19 protein-coding genes and 2 pseudogenes are annotated in these 20,465 nt (G+C 42.3%); 6 read left to right on the top strand and 15 right to left on the bottom strand.

Translation table 11 applies throughout. The features are described 5' to 3' along the window. Positions 1-923 precede the first annotated feature (923 nt). Positions 924-1,883: an L-threonine 3-dehydrogenase gene (locus BUA17_RS06600; protein ID WP_072732990.1), complete on the bottom strand. Its 960-nt coding sequence runs from the start codon at positions 1,881-1,883 to the stop codon at positions 924-926. Between the two features lie 37 nt (positions 1,884-1,920). Then, a complete protein-coding gene (locus tag BUA17_RS06605; RefSeq protein ID WP_064637899.1) occupies positions 1,921-3,111 on the bottom strand; it encodes a glycine C-acetyltransferase in 1,191 nt (396 codons plus the stop codon). A gap of 425 nt (positions 3,112-3,536) precedes the next feature. On the opposite strand from BUA17_RS06605, the gene BUA17_RS06610 reads away from it, so the two are divergent. Further along, positions 3,537-3,740 carry a response regulator gene (locus BUA17_RS06610; RefSeq protein ID WP_280174354.1) on the top strand — a complete coding sequence of 68 codons (204 nt, stop codon included), beginning with the start codon at positions 3,537-3,539 and terminating at the stop codon, positions 3,738-3,740. 495 nt (positions 3,741-4,235) lie between these two features. Beyond that, positions 4,236-4,436 carry a hypothetical protein gene (locus BUA17_RS06615; RefSeq protein ID WP_024630061.1) on the top strand — a complete coding sequence of 67 codons (201 nt, stop codon included), beginning with the start codon at positions 4,236-4,238 and terminating at the stop codon, positions 4,434-4,436. Between the two features lie 356 nt (positions 4,437-4,792). On the opposite strand, the gene BUA17_RS06625 is transcribed toward BUA17_RS06615, so the two are convergent. Beyond that, a complete protein-coding gene (locus BUA17_RS06625) occupies positions 4,793-5,176 on the bottom strand; it encodes a DUF2750 domain-containing protein (protein WP_072732992.1) in 384 nt (127 codons plus the stop codon). Between the two features lie 534 nt (positions 5,177-5,710). Here BUA17_RS06625 and BUA17_RS31560 point away from each other — a divergent pair. After that, a pseudogene (locus tag BUA17_RS31560) lies at positions 5,711-5,865 on the top strand (transposase); the annotation flags it as partial. Positions 5,866-5,887: 22 nt separating this feature from the next. Here the strand turns inward: BUA17_RS31560 and BUA17_RS06635 are convergent. Then, entirely contained in the window at positions 5,888-6,469 is a 582-nt protein-coding gene (locus BUA17_RS06635; protein WP_064637893.1) for a TetR/AcrR family transcriptional regulator, read from the bottom strand. Between the two features lie 92 nt (positions 6,470-6,561). Beyond that, the gene (locus BUA17_RS06640) at positions 6,562-7,572 is read right to left on the bottom strand and encodes a fumarylacetoacetate hydrolase family protein (protein WP_072732995.1); all 1,011 of its coding nucleotides are present in this window, start codon (positions 7,570-7,572) and stop codon (positions 6,562-6,564) included. A 163-nt stretch (positions 7,573-7,735) separates the two neighbouring features. Here BUA17_RS06640 and BUA17_RS06645 point away from each other — a divergent pair, with 163 nt between their 5' ends. Both BUA17_RS06645 and BUA17_RS06655 read left to right on the top strand, forming a co-directional pair. Beyond that, positions 7,736-8,758 carry an MBL fold metallo-hydrolase gene (locus BUA17_RS06645; protein ID WP_072732997.1) on the top strand — a complete coding sequence of 341 codons (1,023 nt, stop codon included), beginning with the start codon at positions 7,736-7,738 and terminating at the stop codon, positions 8,756-8,758. A gap of 579 nt (positions 8,759-9,337) precedes the next feature. Beyond that, the gene (locus tag BUA17_RS06655; protein WP_024630063.1) at positions 9,338-9,595 is read left to right on the top strand and encodes a GlsB/YeaQ/YmgE family stress response membrane protein; all 258 of its coding nucleotides are present in this window, start codon (positions 9,338-9,340) and stop codon (positions 9,593-9,595) included. Positions 9,596-9,744: 149 nt separating this feature from the next. On the opposite strand, the pseudogene BUA17_RS06660 reads toward BUA17_RS06655, so the two are convergent. The 3 genes and pseudogenes from BUA17_RS06660 to BUA17_RS06670 form a co-directional block, all read right to left on the bottom strand. Next, a pseudogene (locus BUA17_RS06660) lies at positions 9,745-9,897 on the bottom strand (alpha/beta hydrolase); the annotation flags it as partial. A gap of 126 nt (positions 9,898-10,023) precedes the next feature. Continuing rightward, complete coding sequence (locus tag BUA17_RS06665; RefSeq protein WP_063567453.1) at positions 10,024-10,590, bottom strand: sugar O-acetyltransferase; 567 nt, start codon at positions 10,588-10,590, stop codon at positions 10,024-10,026. Positions 10,591-10,676: 86 nt separating this feature from the next. After that, complete coding sequence (locus BUA17_RS06670) at positions 10,677-11,036, bottom strand: cyclophilin-like fold protein (protein ID WP_079693627.1); 360 nt, start codon at positions 11,034-11,036, stop codon at positions 10,677-10,679. Between the two features lie 259 nt (positions 11,037-11,295). On the opposite strand from BUA17_RS06670, the gene BUA17_RS06675 reads away from it, so the two are divergent. Beyond that, a complete protein-coding gene (locus tag BUA17_RS06675; protein WP_064637887.1) occupies positions 11,296-11,841 on the top strand; it encodes a TetR/AcrR family transcriptional regulator in 546 nt (181 codons plus the stop codon). A gap of 184 nt (positions 11,842-12,025) precedes the next feature. On the opposite strand, the gene BUA17_RS06680 is transcribed toward BUA17_RS06675, so the two are convergent. From BUA17_RS06680 to BUA17_RS06710, 7 genes are all read right to left on the bottom strand, one after another. Next, a complete protein-coding gene (locus BUA17_RS06680; RefSeq protein ID WP_139295619.1) occupies positions 12,026-12,316 on the bottom strand; it encodes a beta-xylosidase family glycoside hydrolase in 291 nt (96 codons plus the stop codon). A gap of 29 nt (positions 12,317-12,345) precedes the next feature. Beyond that, positions 12,346-12,735, bottom strand: a complete 390-nt coding sequence (locus BUA17_RS06685) for a hypothetical protein (protein ID WP_072732999.1) — start codon at positions 12,733-12,735, stop codon at positions 12,346-12,348. Between the two features lie 374 nt (positions 12,736-13,109). Then, positions 13,110-13,961 (bottom strand): BglG family transcription antiterminator LicT, encoded by an 852-nt coding sequence (locus tag BUA17_RS06690; protein ID WP_064640837.1) that lies wholly within the window; start codon positions 13,959-13,961, stop codon positions 13,110-13,112. 17 nt (positions 13,962-13,978) lie between these two features. Continuing rightward, a complete protein-coding gene (locus tag BUA17_RS06695; RefSeq protein WP_072733001.1) occupies positions 13,979-15,421 on the bottom strand; it encodes a glycoside hydrolase family 1 protein in 1,443 nt (480 codons plus the stop codon). Positions 15,422-15,480: 59 nt separating this feature from the next. Further along, positions 15,481-17,439, bottom strand: a complete 1,959-nt coding sequence (locus tag BUA17_RS06700) for a beta-glucoside-specific PTS transporter subunit IIABC (RefSeq protein WP_064637880.1) — start codon at positions 17,437-17,439, stop codon at positions 15,481-15,483. Positions 17,440-17,736: 297 nt separating this feature from the next. After that, positions 17,737-18,345 (bottom strand): chloramphenicol phosphotransferase CPT family protein, encoded by a 609-nt coding sequence (locus tag BUA17_RS06705; protein WP_072733003.1) that lies wholly within the window; start codon positions 18,343-18,345, stop codon positions 17,737-17,739. A 476-nt stretch (positions 18,346-18,821) separates the two neighbouring features. Continuing rightward, entirely contained in the window at positions 18,822-19,544 is a 723-nt protein-coding gene (locus BUA17_RS06710) for a class I SAM-dependent methyltransferase (RefSeq protein WP_161490639.1), read from the bottom strand. Between the last annotated feature and the right edge of the window lie 921 nt (positions 19,545-20,465).

Genomic DNA, 20,465 nt, shown 5'->3' on the forward strand with positions numbered 1-20,465 from the left:
CTTTCTATTATCAACGTAAAGCCTATTTTTTTGTAAAAGGCTATTAGATCAACGTGTGAAATCGTATCATCTGAAACTATACCATCAGTAATATGAGTCACACCTTCTTTAATACCGATTTCAATTAGACTGTCACGAAACAAAGGAACTACCTTGAAAAATGTGCTACAACCCAACGGATCGCTACTATTTCTATAGGCGTCAGTTAGTACTCCTGCAAGGTTATCCCCTTCCTTCTTCAAAATAGAAAATTAACTTATAGCAGCTTGCTAAGCGGTAATAAGGCATGATGCATATGTCCTGCCATATGGTATTGGTATTTACGAACTTCTAAACGAAGATACTTCAGTCGTATAAGAGACACCCGTTAATTCCCAGAATTCTTGCCCATCTAGTTGATAACCAATATAACATGGATCTCCAAGTTGTATCTTAGTTACATTTTCTGACGGAATTACTACGTAAGAATTATCTTTTGTTTCTTTCGAAAACGAATCCATTATATGCACACTCCTTGTTTGATTAATGAAACTATCATTTTATTCTTTTATTAATGTGGCTGAAAGGGTTCTCTTGTTTATTGTTTGGTAACTTTGTGTCATTGTACATCTGCATTATATCTATAAATGAATTAACAGGCAAAATAACGATTAGATAAACGCCTATCGCAATGAGAACATGTTCTTGTCCCGCGAAATAAACAGCTCCCTTTCTTTCACTTCTGTGTTTTATTTTGCATTCCTCGGTCCGTCCTGTTGCAAACTTTATGCCGTGTTCTTTATCTGATAAGCCACAGACGACGGAAATGTCTGGGCTGGAGGATGAAAAAAGAAGCTGCAACAAAAGGTCCGAGTAACGCCAAACCTCTTGATGCAGCTTCTTTTGTATTTCAACTCGCTTTGCACAGCGAATTCATAATCACTTTAAGCCTTGCGAAGCATTTGTCTCTCGCTTAGCTGTGAAAGCATATCCTTCGTCATGGCCTTCAGGTCGTAGCGGGGATGAAATCCCCATTCTGTTTTCGCTGCCGTCGAATCAATGGAATGCGGCCAGCTATCGGCAATTGCCTGTCTCTTCGGATCAACGTCATAATCGAGGATAAAGCCGGGAAACTCATCCCGAATCGCTGCAGCAATCGCCTCCGGATCCACGCTCATTGCGGTGACATTAAATGAATTTCGGTGTATCAACCGGGAAGAATCCGCTTCCATCAATTCGATGATAGCGTTCAGGGCATCCGGCATATACATCATGTCCATGTTTGAGTCCTTGGCGATATAAGATGTATACCGTCCAGCCGTCACAGCTGCGTAATAAATTTCCACGGCGTAATCCGTCGTTCCTCCGCCGGGAGGCGTCATATAAGATATTAAACCCGGGAATCGCAGCCCCCTAGTATCCAGGCCGTATTTGTGAAAATAATAATCACAAAGCAGTTCGCCGGACACTTTGTTCACGCCGTACATCGTATTGGGCCTCTGGATCGTATCCTGCGGGGTATTGTCTTTCGGAGTCGAAGGACCAAAAGATCCAATAGAGCTTGGAGTGAAAAATTGGCAGCCGAGCTCCCTGGATATTTCAAGTGCATTCATCAATCCGCCCATATTCAAATTCCAGGCAAGCAGCGGTTTCTCCTCTGCGGTAGCCGACAGCAGAGCAGCCAAATGGATGACGGTATCCACTTCGTACCGCTTGGCGATTTCGAACATCGCCTTATCATTCGTCACGTCCAGCAGCTCGAATGGCCCGGATCGGGTAATTTCGTGGGCTGATGACCTGAGATCCGTAGCAACGACGGAATCCGCACCATAGATTTCACGTAATTTAACAACTAACTCAGAACCAATTTGGCCCAGTGCTCCGGTCACCAAAATCTTGTTCATAAGACATTCCTCCCGAAATATACTCCCGCGAATGCAGCTAAATCAGCTTCATTTCCTTGCCAACTTTCTCATAAACAGAGATCACCTGGTCGAGCATCTCCTTGGTATGGGCAGCTGTCGGCATGTTGCGTATTCTTCCGGTTCCTTTCGGGACCGTCGGAAACACGATTGCCTTGGCGTAAACGCCTTCTTCATAGAGCCGTTTGCTGAACTGTTGGGTGGTTACTTCATCGCCAATGATACAAGGTGTGATCGGCGTTTCGCTTTGGCCTACATCATATCCAAACCGGCTCAAGCCGTTTTTCAAATCATTGCCGTTCTCCCACAGCTTCTCGATCAGCTCTTTGTCATTCATCAAAATGTCGACAGAAGCGCTGCAAGCAGCGATTGCAGCCGGAGGTAGCGATGTCGAGAACAGAAACGGACGGCTTCTCAGCTTCAACCATTCAATCAGTTGCTTTTTACCCGCCACATAACCGCCGACAACGCCGATCGCCTTGGAAAGAGTACCAATTTGAAAGTCAATGCGGTCGGACAATCCAAAATGCTTCACGGTTCCCGCACCCGCTCCGAGAACGCCCGAACCGTGAGCATCATCCACATAAGTAATCAGATCGAATTCTTCAGCTATTTTCACGATTTCGGGCAGCTTTGCTATATCACCATCCATGGAGAAAACCCCATCCGTGATGACCATAATTTTATGGTACTGACCGGATTCCTTGGCCTCTTTCGCCTTTTGTCTTAAATCATTCATATCCGAGTGCTTAAAGCGAATCACCTTGGCTCTCGACAGGCGGCAGCCATCAATAATTGAAGCGTGGTTCAGCTCATCGGATAAAATCGCATCATGCTGGTCCATTACCGCGGATATAGCAGCCATATTGCAGTTAAATCCCGATTGATACACGATAACAGCTTCCGTTTTTTTGAAACGGGCCAGTTTTTCTTCAAGCTCAATATGAAGATCCATCGTACCATTAATTGTTCTCACAGCCCCTGCGCCTGCCCCGTATGTCTGCGACGCCTTAACTGAAGCATCAATCAGGCGGTAATCTGTTGCCAGTCCCAAATAGTTATTGGAAGACAAATTGATTAGGGACTTTCCGTCGATACGAATAACAGGACCATTTGCACCCTGCAGCGTATCGATGACGTTATATAGACCTTTAGTCTTTAGATCTTCGATGTTCGAACTTAAAAATTGGTCCAAGGCTTGACTTGACATCCCATTCCCTCCTCGATATACGTATGTCCTCGTACAGGAGACATAAGAATCCTCCAAAAAAACCTGTTTTAAAAGGGATTAAACTAATTTCAATGTATCATCTTTTTTATTTATTGTACACATGTGGCGGACAAAAAATAAAAATATCCGCACAAAATATAGCGCGTTCTAAATAAGATCCTCCACCACTACTTAGACATTTATCTAATCAGAAATCGGATCATGTTCTTGTCCATTACGGTAATCGGTATAAGATCTTGTCCCTCGACACGCAATAAACTTTTTCATTTTCTTCTTTCATCGTAGGTATTAGGCCAAAATGATTTTATACTATTTATATACTAGCCAGCTTTCATGTTAAACTATCCTGCCCGTTAGTTTAACTTCGCCCTCGATTTGCGCATCTACTTTATTTCTCATTCTAAATATGGAATGGAAAACTCCGATCTGATGTTATCCTGATGGACCTGTACATGCTAATAATGGACGGCATTGAAGCCAGTCGCTTCATATCGGAAGCGTATCCGGATACACGAATCATCATTTTGACCAGTTTTTCCGACCGCAGTCATATCGTACCGGCCCTTCAGGGAGGGGGAGTCTTAAGAGGCGTTCCAAACGCAGCATGATGATCCTTGTTTGCGACTTTAGTAATAAATAAAACGACCGTTCCCCGGTAAAATCTGAGAAACGGTCGCAGCTTAAATAATTTTGAATAAAAATTTATATCTGGGCCACGTAATGTATTTAATCTCAGTAACACCATAATTTCAATTAGAATATCTCAAAATATCGTTTTTTTGCTTAACAAGAAAAGATTTCACTATGTAAAGATTTCAAGTGGATTTGATTTTAATAACAGCTCATACTTTTTCTGTAATCCCCACAACTTCATTTAACCAAAGGATCTTTTCCATATCGCTCATTATCTTTAATCACTCAAAAGAGATCACCACTCTCACTTAGATATTCATCAAATCGGAAAGACAAATAACCTTGGCACTGTAGTTCTTTTTAGGACTCTTGATAACTTTCTTCCAGACCGACTCATTTACATACCCTAACTCTTTAATTTTTCTGGGCAGTCTCTTTAAATGGTATAATATCCCTTGTGAGGTGATTTGATGAACAAGATTTTAGCGATCTCGATTTTGGGAATGGGTTTAACAGGTGCTGTTTTAATCATCTCAATTGCTCTGTTGTTTAACCCTCCAATAGGAAATGTGTTGAAGATGGTTACTGCTGCTTCAACATTATCTTTTATTATATTTGCTGTTTCGGCTTTGGTATTTCGTCGGCGATTAGATAATGAAAAAAGAGAGTAATATATTTATACTTCCTCGATTTAGGACGAATGATTCCCAGTAGCAATCCTAACAATGTTTCTACTCAAGAAAAAAAGCATCTCCTTCAGGAGATGCCTTTTTTCTGCTTATCTTCAGAAAATAATGAAATATATCTCCTCCAACATGCATTCTCCCCTACAAGCACCCATGCCAGAAAATAGAATCTTCTGTTTTAAGATATATAGAGTTTGTTTCTATTGAGCTGTGTCCGGCTCTAACCTCAAATATCTTACTAATGTCCTTGATCATCTCATCAATCTGATCGATTCGCCTAACATTCTCCGATTCATTTTCTTCAAGCTCTCTGGAACGTTTCCCGTTAGCGTAACGATGGATCAATACTTTTCGAGTTCCTTCTCTAAATCATTTAGTAGCACTTGAATCTCAAGAACTGCAGAATTATCTCTGTTCCAAAAGATCGACAGCTTATGCTGATCCTCCACCATATTGGGTAACCAGTCACTAATGAACTCGTCTAATGAGATACAATGTGCTTTATAATTTAACCATTCTTCATAAGCACAGTACTCTGCAAACTCTTTCCTAGGCCAGAATGAAATAAGCAATCTCTCTTTATCATCTGAAGACATTGCCCAACCGTCATCATACAACCCCCAAATTTCTTCTGAATCAGTAACCTTCTTTATAAAATATTCATATCGAATATTCGCAGGGAGTTTAATAACAGCTTCAAACTCTTTCGAGGTTATCGAATTCATTTGCGACCTCCTTGTTAGAACTTTAAATTAAATATACCACGCTAATCTGCCCGTTAGCTTAATGAATTAGCAGGCAGAGATAGAATAGATATACTTCTAATCGGCAATCGGATCATGTTCTTGTCCATTACGGTAATCGGGACAAAAACTTGTCCAAGTTCCCTACTCTCCTCCTGTTTTGTTGGAAATTTATATTAATATGATGCAAAATATCTGACAGAGCATTGCCTAATCTGTACTGATTAATAGACTCATTATTTGAAAGAATGAAGATACATGTATCTTCATCAAAATAATACTGAACATAAGTGCTTATCCCAAGGTGATCTCCTCCATGGGAGTACCGATCGAAATTCATCTCCGAAATTATAAATAAACAACCTCATTTATGTTGCTCTTTAGAAAAATCCATCATCAAATAAGAATAACTAAAAGAGTCCGCCTAATAATTAGGTGGACTCTTACTCCTATTTCCCGTATAACTTTTGGGAAGTGATTCTTTTTTGAGTAACTACTGATAAATGCAGACTGGATATTGAGTTTAAAAATGCTGAGATGAAGAGGTTCACGGTATGGCAACAGCCAAGTACCGAGGTCTATTTCGTATGCGAATACAGACATATCTCACAGCATTTGTTGTGAATGTGAAACGAATGGTAAAGCTAGTCGAGCAAAAGCAGTCTTTGGCATATTTAAATAAATCAACAAAGCTTATGACTGAGACAAAATTCCTTTTACAAACAATGAGACACTGTGCTTGTAGAAATCTTCCTCGGTGACGAGTTGGGACTGATATTGCCCGTGAATCAGCTCGCTCATCTGAAATCCGTAGCACATCGAGAGAAAAGACATGGCGGCAAGGCGCTCATCCTGTCTGGCTATAACTTTTTTCTTCTGCAGGCGTTCAAAATATTCAACCAGCAAGGAGTGCAGCTTCACCGGTGGATCGGCCAGCACTCTGTCCAATTCGGGAAACATTCCTTTGTCGCGGATGCCAATCAAAATGATGTCCGCATTTTTATGGAAAAACAAACGGTACTGCTGGCTTACATTCAACAGATCAACTTCCGGATTATCGGTCGCGTCCTCTTTTAACAGCTTCTCAAATTGCGGGATATCCGAATGTCTTTCAATGATGGCTTCCAATATGCCTTGCTTGCTTCCAAATTGCCGAAAAATCGTAGATTCATTGACTTTAGCTTCCGTTGCAATGGCTTTGGTGCTTACTCCCCGATAGCCATTCTTTTTGATGAGCTGTGTCGCGGCTTCAATGATTCTGTCTGAAGTTTGCATTGTATTTCTCCTTTTGCATATGTTAAACCTATTCTACTACAAGTTTTGCATATGCAGCAGGGTCGGGGTTCATCATTTTCATAAACGTTTATTTAAAGCAAATCGCTTCTTTTTTCCCAGCGGCTTGGTTCCGTAATCTTGACATGATCAGGCACCAATTGCGTGAGCGTGCCTAATTTATCAAATGTAATCTGGATTCGATCAGAGGGCAACAGCCATTCTTCGGTCTCGATTGCGCAGCAATCCGGTATCGTCCCCATTCCTATAATCGTGCCCGGGAGTGGCGTGAAAACTTTGAGAACCTCCTCCATCACTTTTGCAGGGTGTGCCGAATACTCGGATGTGCTTCCCTTCCAGTGCAGTCTCTCCCCGATGCGTACATCCACATCCAATACCAACGGGTTGTCGATTTCATCCGGCGTTACCAGAAATGGTCCGATTCCTTTGCTGCGATCGAAATCTTTGCAGCGCGTCGGTCCGGTCATCGCCTGGAAATCCGGCCACTGCACATCGCGGACAGTACTGTCATTAAAAATAACATAACCTGCAATGCAGTTCCCCTTCCCTGTAACAAAGGCCAGCTCCGGCTCGATATCCAGGTAGGAAGAGTACGAAGGCCAATGAATCGTATCCCCATCGCCAATCAATGCATTATGGTTACACTTATAATAACTGAAAGTTACTTTATTCAGATCTTGCTGGAATTTGTGGGAAATTTTACGTGTGAGCTCTTCTCTTTCCGGCCCTGTATATTCTCTTTGCAGCAGATTTACGCCAGCATTTCTCAGATGTCTTGGCGTCAGTCCGAAATCGATAAGCGCAGCCGGATTCGGAACCGGCGGTAGCAGGTTTACCGCTGCAATCGGGCTGATTTCATTTTCATTGAATTGATGCACCTGTTCGACAGCATATTGCATCATTTCCTTAGCGGCATCATCACTTGCTGGCAAATAATGAAGATAGCTGTCCATACTTTCAAGACTGTCAACGAATGTTCCCTGCTTTTTCATGATTGCGGCAAAAGACACGACAAATTTCTCGTTTATTACAAGCCCAAACAACGGTTCCTGGGATGTATTGGTTTGAAAGGTTACTAGTTTCATGGTTAAGCGCCTCCATCCATGTAGTGTGATGTTGTTCTGATACTATCATATTGCATAGAACGAATGCATGCAAGTGCATGCTTGCATTTCTGTTTTCCATTCTCTACAATAAGACATAGTCAGTATGCCTTACCCCAAAACAAATACGCAAAGGAGAATTTTCATGAAGTATGGACGTATTATTCAAAAACCTCGTGTTAAATTTATTGAAGTCGCAGATGGCGTTTTTGCCGGTATTTCGCCGTATCGCGGGATCAGTTGGGCCAATGCCGGGTTTATCAACAAGGGTGAAGGGCTGGTGTATGACACGTTCTTCGATTTGTTCCATGCGCGGGAAATGAGAGAGGCTTTTATGGAAGTAAGCAACGGCGGCTCTCCCGCATATGTGGTGAACTCGCACTATAACAGCGACCATGCCTGGGGAAACAAAGTGTTTGAAGATGCTTGCATTATTATGCACAAGGAAGCCTCCAGAGAGCGCCTCACCGAAAATATCGCCTGGATGGACAGCGTCATTAGAAGAGGAAAGGATTCTACGGAATCTACTCCGGGCGAGCGGTTTTTTGCAGCGGAATTTGAAGGATTCAACCTGGAAGGCGTAGAATGGGTGCACCCGAATATTGAGATAAAGGACGATATAAACATCCGTCTTGGCGATACGGAAGTTATGATTTACAATGTTGCTCCGGCCCACTCTGACAGTGACTTGCTGATGTGGATGCCAAAAGAAAAAGTGCTGTTCGCCGGCGATGTGGTGTTTAACGGGTGTACGGCATACAGCGAAGAGGGAACCCTCAATTGGGTTAAAGTGCTTGACCGCATTATTGATGAAATTAAACCCGAAATCGTTATTCCAGGACATGGCGCCATCTGCGGCCTGGACTTCGTGAAGGAGCAGAGAGACTACCTCCTGAACCTGATCAGCGAGTTCAACAAGCATTACAATGACGAAATTGATGCCTTGTCCCTGACCAAGCAAATTGATATTTCCCGCTTCCTTCATTGGATTCAGCCAGAACGCTTGTATGTTACAGTGGACATCCTATTGAAAAGCAAACGAGGGTTACCACCCCTTCCAATTTGGAACGAGGTGCCTGCTAAGCTGGAAGACATGAAAGTTTTTTTGGCCGGAAAATATGGTAATCAAATCAAGCCATGGGACCCTATGAGTGTTTGGCAAGAATGAATAGCAATTGATGCTAGCCTACGAAAAACAAAAAACGGCCCTGTCGCAAACGATGCGAACAGCGGCCGTTTTTTTGAATTGTTCCACGGAATTAAAATGGGTGTTTAAAAACCGATTATGAAGAAAAATGGAGTTGGACTGCTGTAGCCACCATTAATAACCTGCCCGTTAACTAAATAAAAGCAGCCGATCACATTGAACACCTGCTTCTTTCATTTTCCGATAATTTAATAACACAAAGATCTATCCATAATTTAAAACAGTTTTTAAAGATGTTACCATTATATGATAGAGTACCGCATCCAGCAGCTGCAAGGCTATTTTACCGTTTTCAGCCGTTTGAACGACGTCGTTTTCTCTTCTCGATACGAGCTCAATTCAATCTCTGATTGCGACTTCATCGTCAATGACAAGTATCTTCTTCAAGTGCATCCCTTCTAGCCTTGCTCCCCAGCTTGAATCATAATTCACCCTCATCTTAGCACAGACACTTTAGATTGCTCCACCAACTGGAAGGTGAGGTATATTCCACTCAGTCCAACATAACTTGTAATAAACTCGAAGAAAGGAGAACAATCCATGGATCTGCTCTGGGTACTCATTGTTGGTGGACTTATTGGCTGGTTAAGCGGCAACTTGATTGGGCGGGACGTACCAGGTGGTGTACTTGGGAACATTATTGCGGGTTTTATCGGTTCCTGGTTAGGTACGGAATTGCTGGGACCAAGGGGGCCGGTGATTGGCGGATTTCATATTATTCCCGCCATCGTTGGCTCAATTATTGCCCTGCTCATCTTCTTCGCTCTGGCACGCGGCGGAGCCTTCCGAAGACGTTAACAAAGAGAGGCGTAAACCGATACCGTCGTTCATTAGATATTTTTATAAAGATGCTGCCAGGCATTAAGGTACAGGTTAAACATAAAAGGACCGAAAGCATTCATCGATGGAAGATGACACTTACGGTCCTTTTTATATTTTTGTACTGATTACATCCACTCTTTCAGTGCCTGAACAACCTGCTGAAGCTGTTCCTGTCCTGTAATCTTAGGCGCGCTGTCTTCCTTTTGCATCCAGTAGGAGACAAATTGACCATGGTTACCACCCTTTATACTCACGAATGTCGTGTTTTTCGGAAGATTGGGTTTGGCTTTTCCTCACGCTTCCCAGTTCAGAACACCATCATTACTTGATGTTACTCCTCAGTCAGGTTGGTAACTTTATGTCTTTCTACATTTTTCTATATTTTCCCGATTACATGAGCCTTTCTATTCCAAATTCTTTATAATTTTCGCAGGAACACCTGCAGCAATCGTATTGGGTGGAACGTCCTTGGTGACCACTGCACCTGCAGCAACGATAGAATTTTCTCCGATCGTAACCCCAGGCATGATCATCGTGCCTGCCCCAAGCCAAGCGTTTTTCTTGATGACTATTGGAGTAGATATCGTGGAGCGTCTTTCAGCTGGTTCCAGCGGGTGGTTAATGGTAATCAGGTTAACTTTTGGACCTATCAATACGTTATCTTCGAGGGTTATGCCACCTCTGTCCATAAAAGTACAAGCATGATTGATAAACACATTTCTTCCCACTCTGATATTCTTGCCAAAATCCGTGTAAAAAGGAGGAAGAAGTCCAAACGATTCATCCACCTCTACTCCCGTTAATTTCGAAAACAATCCTCTGACTTCTTTCGCTTCATGATATGAGTTGTTTAATTGCATTGTAATTTTCTGTGCTTCAACAATAAGATCATGAATTTTATAATACTCCGGGTCATTTAAAGAAATTAACTCGCCATTTTTATCTCGTTCAAGAATGTCTTTGGGTTTCATTTCACTTTACTCCTTTTCCATATAGATAAACTAATCAGTAGTCTTCCTTCTCTAGATAACTTCACCTCTGGAAACATTCCTGCGGTTTATTCTGCAAGCGACCAGGTGACTTGTACATGCCCTGAACCAAGCGTAGCTGCCAAATTAGACGGATCGTCAACACTTCCGAGTAGTACATAACCGCCATAAGAATTGGAGAAAGTCTGATAAAAAAGCACCAAAGTGTTTCCGGACCAGGACATAATTTCACCGGCATGAATGGTTTCAGGGCGTTCGGTAGATGCAGCAGGAAGCTCCTCGGGCAGATCATTATACTTTTCTAGCCCATTCAGTTCTTTCATTTGGATGGTCATCGGAAATTGCGCTATCAGGGCTTGTGTCGTTTCATTGTTATTTAAAGTTGCTGTAAACGTGCTGCCGCCAACAATAATATGGATGGGAATCACGCTGTTTTCCTCCGTCTCATGATCTACTGTTTCAGCCGTTACCTCCAGATTTTACGAATCCTCTCCATTCGTACCGGTTCAGGGTTGTCTCTGCCGCAATGTAGTCGTTTAGTCATACGCGATTTTGATCGTTTACACGACATATGTATAATATTATATTGAATCGAGGCACTTACAATCGTTAAATAATCTGTGTTTGTCGATTATTCTACAAAATCCCCTGAATTGACTATTAACTAAGAGAGCTTGGTGGAAATACGTGCCTAAAATAGATCGAAGAATACTCAAATCACAGGAAGCGATAAAAAAAGCCGTCATTGAATTGATGTCAGAAAAGAATTTCGATTCCATTACGATCCAGGAGATTTCCAACAGGGCAAATGTTCACAGGGCAACCATCTACCTGCATTACACAGATAAATTTGATCTGCTGGATAAACTGATTGAAGAGCATATTAACAACATGAAGGACATCAACCAATATGCATGTGAAATGGAGTGGAGTGAAGCGAATCTGGTATATTTCGAATACTTTGAGCGCAATTATTTATTCTTTTCAACGATGTTGGCGAGTAAAGGAGCTCCTTCTTTTCGTGCCCGGTTCCTTGAGTTTCTTATTGAAGAATATAAAGGTGAAGTAAATATGAACGAAGAAAGAAACCAGGGATTGGATGAATTGATTGTGGGCTCCTTTATGGGAACAGCTTTTGTAGGAATAGTGGAATGGTGGATCACGAACGGGATGCCGTATCCACCTCATATCATGGCAAACCAGGTTGGGACCTTACTTGAGAGGGTTGTATAAAAGGGATATCAAACGAAACAAAAAAAGCTGCTAATTCAGCAACTCCAGGCTGTCGAGACATTCTCGGCAGCCTGAGCCCTGTTTAGCAGAGAGGTTTTATCCGTGCCTATTCAATATGATTATATTCCTCGAAATCGTAATTCGTTCATCATGGCAAGCAAAGTCAATTTGGAACTAGTCATATTTACAACAAATATCCCAACGGACACCAGACTCTATACCCTTGCGCAGAACCCATGGCATAATTCACGCCCCCATTAAAATAAACCAGGCCCGCTCGAAGTCCATCCGACATTCCCGCCAGATCAAGCTTGGTATCCACCTGTAGTCCTGTCGTCATGAGGTAACGTTGAGATAGCGTATTGCCAGCCCGGAAAAAGCCACCTTCCTTGATAGGTCTGAATCCCTTCAGTCGCAAATGTCCCGGCCGTTCAGCGAGAGACCAGTAATCCGCCCATAAAATACCATTGTCCATCTGGTGTATGCCTTCCCCTTTATAACAATTCACATATACTCTGAATACTCCTTCATGATATTGAATGGAAACGCCTGCAAGCGATCATATGCCGGTTTCGTTTTATCCAGCTTGCTCTGATTTCGAATATCATAATCCAGCGATCCACTGGGACGCTTCCTGAAGTCCTCGAACGCACTCGCCCATGGCTCTGCACCAATGGCAACCTTCTCCTTCATTAGCTTCAGCGCATCACCAGTGAAACCCACGGAAGGATGTACGAATCCTGACGGGCTTACCGTCTCCAAGATTGCTGGCTGGGTATGGATAACCGAATCATCGGCGGCCCCCCTGCCGGGAACGTACCTTATAACCGCACAGATGCTTACGACAAACACACGAATAACCATCCATTTAACAAGGTTATAGCACTGCTTCATTTTTATTGCCTCCTGATTCGCTTAAATGTCGAATTCATCATTATTGCCTCTCGATTTTCTGCTGTCTTCTCCTTTCCTTTGGGATATTTTTCTTCATGAATCGTAAAATCCGGTCTGAAGTGAACCCAAATTTCAATGAAAAAAGTAGGAGAAAACTATTTTTTTTCATAAATAAATCATCGACAGGCACCATACGAATAGATTTTTGCAAATATAAAAGACCGTTTCCCGAAAGAATACGAGAAAACGGTCATTGTTAGAAAGTATCTTATCTCCTGTGTACTAAAAGGCATATGAACATGCCAGAAATCAAGGGCATCAGATGTTCAGAGAATCGCTCCTCCTAAGTAAGGGAATATAACTTTAGCTTTGTTTTATAATCCTCCCTCGTCACCTTGCTCCTCCTGCACAATTCGAGCAATGTGAATCATCAAATATAATAATTCCTCGTTCGATATGGAGATATCCAGCATGTTTTGCACGTAGGTTTTGATCATCTCCGCGCATTTGTATTCAAGCGGATGCTCCTTCGCCATGTGTTGAAATATAAAATCTTTCGCCGAATTGCCCAGACGCCCTTCTTGTAAACGCTGGATGAAGAATTGCAAATGTGTGACGAGTCTCACATAATGGATGGAATTTTTGTTCAATTGTATATCAAAGGTGTATTGAATCAGGTTAAAAATATCTTTTAACATCTTAACGGATTGCATCGTGCGCTCCATATTCTGCTCATGTGTTTGGGCATTCACGAAATGAAAAGCGATATTCCCTGCTTCTTCTTCCGGCAGTTCAATACCCAGTTCTAGATTCAGCATCTGAACGGATTCAACCCCCAGTTCGAATTCGACAGGATGAAACCTCTGGATCTCCCATAACATGCGATTCTGTAATGCTACCCCTTTTTTCCATCGCTCAATAGCAAACGACAAGTGATCCATAAGCGTAAAGAAGATTTGATCATCAAGAGACAGCTTTTCTTTGGCATTGGAAATCAGTTTGTTTATGACATTCACATGTTTTTCTGGCATGTTTTCGATGGTTCGTACGTAAGCCTGGGCAGACGGATTATTTTGCAGAATGAATCGTTTCTGGATGTGCTCCTCATCGAGTCGCTCGCCGACTTTGCCTTTGAATGCCAAGCCTTTTCCCATGACAATCATTTCTTGTCCCTGTTCATCTTTGGTCAGAAGCAAGCTGTTATTCAATATTTTGATTACTCTCATGCATTCATCACGATCCTTTATTCTTTCGTGACCGCCTGATCCGAGTTTCCGATACATCTGCCATTCTGTTTAATGACCTCCTGATACCACGAGAAGCTTTTCTTCTTCAAGCGCTTCAAGTCTTTCAGATCCTGTTCACCGCGGTTTACATAGATCATGCCGTAACGTTTCCCATAACCTTGATGAGTGCTTACCACGTCAATCACGGACCAAGGGCAATAACCAATCACATCTACCCCATCCGTCAGAGCCAGTCTGATCTGTTCCAGGTGTTTCTCAATAAAATCAATCCGGTACGTATCGTTAATGGTGTAATCTGCCTCCAGTACATCCGGAGCACCTATACCATTTTCCGTAATTAGAATCGGGAGACCATATCGTTCACATACCTTACGCAATGTTAGCCTCAGGCCAACCGGGTCAATGACCCAGCCATATTTTGTTTTTTCGGTATAAGGATTCTCCGCGGCCCGGTATACTCCCTGCTCGCCAAGCATGATTTGCTGATCACCCGCACGAGCTGTAACATCCGACGCATTGCCCGTACTGGCGGCAATGGTTGCCGTCGAATAATAATTGATTGCTACCAGATCGGGGCGGCCAGACCGGATATCATCCATGTCACCCTGCTCAATAACCGGCTCAATGCCACGTTCATGTAAATAACTCCAGAATAATGGGTTATACCGTCCCCATACTGATAAGTCGAGAAAACCCCATCCGCGAATCGTCTCCCAATTATGTGCAGCGATTGCATCTGCTGGTCTGGAGGTTGCCTGGTACATGGAAGTCATGTTCAATGCAGGACCGATCTTGCCTTGCGGGAGCATGTCATGAAATAGTCGCATCGTTCTGCCTTGAGCCACAAACATGTGATGATTTTGCTGATACAGTTCCTTACTGGAAGGCAAACGTCCGCCCTTCGGTGTGCCAATGGCACCCGGATGAAGAATCATCGTATTTTGCTCATTAATGGTCAACCAATATTTCACTTTATGCCCGTAATGCTCAAACAAGATACGCCCGTACTCGACAAAAGCATCGATCGTTTCCCGGTTGTTCCATCCTCCCGTTTTCTCAAGCTCATAAGGTAAGTCGAAATGGTACATGGTCACAATGGGTTCGATACCATGGAGCAGCAATTCGTCAATCAATTGGTGATAGTAATTGAGTCCTTTTTCATTAACAGCTCCTGTGCCTGAAGGCAAGATTCGAGTCCATGCAATCGAAAAACGATATGCTTTGAGGCCCAGCTCTGCAAAAAGCTTCACGTCTTCTCTGAATCGGTGATAGTGGTCGCTCGCTACTGTGAAATCGGCGGTTCCGGCCGGATGATCACACATATCAATGACGGACAGACCTTTGCCATCTTCGTTCCAGGCTCCCTCCACTTGATAAGCAGAGGTAGAGCCTCCCCACAGAAATTCATTGGGGAATGGTTTGATGTGTTGATATAACATCTCAAGCACTCCTTCATTTTAATATTGATCAAGATATATGACGGACCGTATTAAGCTTGTTATGAAAGGTGGATAATAGTCGCTCCAACCTCCACGGGACTCTGCTTCTCCAGCTTAATATCCGGGAAACGATCCGAATTTGCGATAATGATCGGGGTTATAACTTCATATCCTTCCGCCTTGATGGCATCGATATCGAAGCTGATCAACAAGTCACCCCGTTGTACCCGATCCCCCACTTTAATGGAAGAGTCGAAATGTCTCCCCTTCAGGTTGACGGTATCCACTCCAATATGAATGAGTACCTCTTCTCCATCATAACCATTTAATTTGACCGCATGTTTGGAGTCCATGAAAGCCGTAACTTCACCTGTGATTGGTGCATACAGTTCTCCTTTTGCAGGAATAATTGCAGCGCCCTTACCCAGTAATCCCAAAGAGAAGACATCGTCTGGTACACGGTCCAGATGGACTAATTCCCCTTGCATCGGGCTGGCGATCGTAAGTGGGCGTAATTCATTTTGGCTCGGTACATTTGCATTTGTTGTTGCAACAGACTGCGTGCCGGCCGTGTTGTCTTTAACAGGCTGCCCGGAAAGCATCTTGTCATCGTTAACATTGGAATTGCCTTCTTCTTCATCGTCTACTGGATCTTCAAAACCAATGATCCATGTCAGGGCAAAGGTAACGATAAAAGCAATCAGACAAGTCACAATGGCATGAACGATGTTCATCGGATTGCTTCCAATGAAGGCAGGCAACGCGGCAAGCCCAGGAGAAACGAAGGCATAACGCACTAATCCAGTCAGACCAGCGTATATCCCTGCTACGCCACCACCAATCATTGCGGCAATCAAGGGTTTTTTCAGTTTCAGTGTTACACCGTACAAGGATGGTTCCGTGATGCCCAGCACAGCGGTGAAACCGGAAGAAGCAGCGAGCTGTTTCAGTTTTTTGTTTTTGGTTTTTAATGCTACAGCAAGCGTAGCCCCACCTTGAGCAATATTGGACGCAAGCATTCCCGGACCGTTGATCATTTCATATCCATTTTTGGTCAGTTGGCTAGTTGCAATCGGCGTCATCGCCCATGCAGTGCCTGTCACGATCAGGAACGGTTGCAAAGTTCCCATTAACAAAGGAATCAGCCAACTGGCTCTGGCATTAATCGCTTCTGCACCCAGCGCAACCAGATCATTCAGGTACGTTCCGAAAGGCCCGATCGCCACCAATGCAAGAGGTGCTGTAATCAATAGCACAATCATCGGTTTCGTGAAAAATTTGATCATTGAGGGCGATACTCGATCCGCGAAACGTTCAATATAAGACATGAGCCAAACGACAATAATAATTGGCAGCACGGAACCTGCGTAATCGGTTAGTCGAACTGGAACACCGATGAAAAACACATCTTTTCCTTCCGCCATCAGGGCGCTCCATCCCGGGTGTAACAAAACACCGGCAACGGTCATCGCCAGAATTGGACTTGTTTCGAACTTAATGGAAGCTCCATAAGCCAGCAGAATAGGCATGAAATAAAATGCCGCATCCGCAATGGTGTTAAGGATGTAATAGTTTTGGCTTTCTGTAGTTACGAGGCCTGTCAGCACAAGTACGGCTAATATCGCTTTGATCATACCCGCGCCAATAATTGCCGGTATTACCGGAGTAAATGTCGTCGAGATTACGCTTATGAATCTGGAAATCCAGCTCTGTTTCTGCTTTGGTCCGTTATTTTTGCCGGAATCTGATTTGGACTCCGCACTTTGGGTTGCTGAACCCATCTGCTGAGTGATAACTCGGTAGACCTGCTGCACCTCATTGCCCACGACAACCTGGTATTGTCCACCATTGTTCACAACGGTAATGACACCTGGAAGAGCTTTGAGTTTTTCTGTCTCCGCTTTGGAGATATCGTGCAGTTCGAACCGAAGTCGGGTTGCGCAGTGCGTAAGCCGAGCGATATTATCCTTCTTTCCAACCAATTCCGTAATCTCTTGTCCCAACTTGCGATAATCCATACCTTTGCCTCATTTCTGAAATTGGATATAAAAAAGACCAAAACGATATGCCTCCCCCTTCTCACATAAGGAAAATGCAAAATCATTTTGGTCATGCCTGCTTTACCAGTAACAGCCAAACACTGCTAATATTCAATTCATTATTGATGTAAACGTTTACTGGATCATAATATCACACAACAATTTAGTTAGCAATCACTTTATTTCACATTTTTCTTTATACCTATTAACAGGAACGAGAGCCGAATGACCCGAAGCGTGAATATGATGTTAGCTGATGGATACGCCTTCTTTGAACTACTTACTTACACTTTCCCCCTTAATCAACTTCTTAAAAGCAGTGTATTCTTTATTAGATCTTATAAAATTTAATATCTCATTGGCACACTCACTCGATCTCATTATTTCAGTATTAAATTCAAGATCATATTCATTAAAGCAATACACGTTATCGTATTGTGAATTTGCTAAACCAATCTCCCTGTCTCCTCTAAGTTGTTCTCTTCTAGCAAGTTCTTCCTTTGAACATTTAACTTCTACGAATATGACTGAGTGATCTGATAATAATTCAATACAAGTATTGAACCATTTGTCATTACCTATAACAGAATCTACAACTACGTTGTTTCCCATCGCAGAAAATAGTTTTATTGTCGAGTAGTATAATGAAATCAACGGATCTGCAAGAATTTGATTTACTACTTGTCCATCCTCTGCACCATTTGCTTCCATACTCGGATATGTGCTATTAATGAAATCTTTATAACTATGAAATAGTCCATTAATAAAATTATCAAATGATAAATGTTGAAATGGGATATCACTTTGAGTTAATAATTCATTAGATATGCTTGTCTTTCCAGAACTTGAAGTACCATTAAGAAGAACTATAATCCCTGGCTTCAATAGAATCCACCTTTCATCATTTTATTTTTGCGTATCTTTCAGCTAATACTGAACTTCATGAATTATCCATTTTAAAGTATTCGCGAAGTTATTGAACAATCCTGCCCGTTAGTTTAATGAATTGACAGGCAAAATAATGATTAGATATAACCCTAATCAGCAATAGGACTAAGTTCTTGTCCCAAGTCAAGGACAATAACTTGTACCGATAAAACAAAAAAGCCGCTATAATAGCGACTTTAATGGGAATATATTCTTGTCCTTCGACACTTACCCTTTATGTATACAGCTCCAATTACGTGGAAAGTTGCCAGACTATTCCTCATTCCGCGCTAACGGAGAACGTTAGTCAAAACGACAACAGCGGCAGTCTAAGACTTTATTTATCAAGTCTTGGTCCGCCGCTGCTTCTTTTAATTGATCAGTCCAATTCTTTATTTCAACCGAACATTTAGTGTTATCTATATTGTACTGCTCTAGACAGTTTTGGACCCTATCCCATACTGAAAGTACTTAGGGGTGCAATGGACATGCAATTCAATTCCCGCACTAGCAGCAATTTGCTCAATCTCTTTATCGCCAAAGAAATTCTTCACTATAGTAGCATGATCACCATTATTAAGCTTCCGAACCATCGTTTGCCCAGATGTCCCCACTACATGAGACTCACGGGTTCCTGCTACTTCTCGATCATCAATAAAGAACATTTTCCCTCCGGGCTTCAAACAGCGTGATACCATGGTGAAGAAGCTCGCCAGTCTCTCTCTGGGTAAATGAGATATCCAAAAAGTAAAAGCAACTGAATCGTATAACTGATCCGGAGACCAACTGAAAAGATCTGCAATGATCGTTCTTACATTGGGTTCAGATACTACCGGATTATGCGAAAGCATTTCTTCGGAACCGTCTACAAGGGTCAATATAAGGGCTTCTTTTAAGAACAGACTACTCCAAGTGCCAGTCCCCGCCGCAAGTTCAAGAAAGTCACCATGAAAATGTTCAGCTTTAAAAGCATTCTTAATCGTACTGATCTCATCGAACCAGATTTGGTTAGCTTCGTCTCCTTGATTAAATGTGCCTCGACGGTACCACCAGTCATCATACTCTGGAGCTCGTTCTTTATAATATTTCAACTGATCTTGAAGCTGCTGATCTGTCACACTTTCGTACGAAGCACCGTTGGTTTCCTTGCTGTTCATGCAAACATCCTTCCCTTCTCCCATCCGGTCTTAAGTCAATGATTTTTCCATTAACAAAAGTTCTAATAAAATTAAATTTTCACATACTTTCGTTGAATATCTCCTCGCCAGAATTCAGCTTCCTACATAGTAAAACCGTTCAATTGGAAGCAAATCACTTCTGGTTCGCATTTGAGCCGTTCTCAAGTAACGGAAACGAATTATCCAGAACACTCTCTTGCTTCAATTCCCTGCATTAATACTATGTGTAGCATTGTTAATATTATAATCATAGATACAACAATTATATGATACATCAACTTTAAAACTTGAAATTTTTTATTCTAAAATCATTATGTAATTCGCATTCAATATAGATGATCTAACGTTGTTTCTTTAGGGAAGGATTTCGTGGCTACTTGTCGAAGTAATAGAGACAATGATTCAGACAGGCAGGGGAATTTAATGGACTATAAAGCATCCATTCAAGAGATCGAAACCGCACTCCTGTGCTTTTATCTCGCCAGATGATCTACATCATGATACTATTTATATAATTAACTAAACCGAAATGACACAATGTTCTTGTCCTCACCTTGGGACAAGAACTTGATTCCTTAAAACAAAAAAACTGCTATAATAGCGACTTTGAAAGGAATAATGTTTGTGCGCCGCGACAATAACCCTTAAAGACCGCTCACCCGAGTATCGGATGAGCGGTCTTTTTATTTTACTTCTTGTACTGATTGCCGTGTAAATCCCCACTTCTCGGTTTAAGGATCATCGATTGAATTTCTTATTTAGCATTTTCATGTTGATAAGGACATTTGCATTTATTAAAGAACGGTTCTTTTTATTTAAAAGTTAATACTCAATGCTGCTGGATGAACTGCGCTCATCAAAGTTGTATTTGAATGCAACATCGGAAGAAGACTGATCCTT

It is taken from the genome of Paenibacillus sp. ov031 (genome assembly GCF_900143165.1).
Taxonomy (GTDB): domain Bacteria; phylum Bacillota; class Bacilli; order Paenibacillales; family Paenibacillaceae; genus Paenibacillus; species Paenibacillus marchantiae.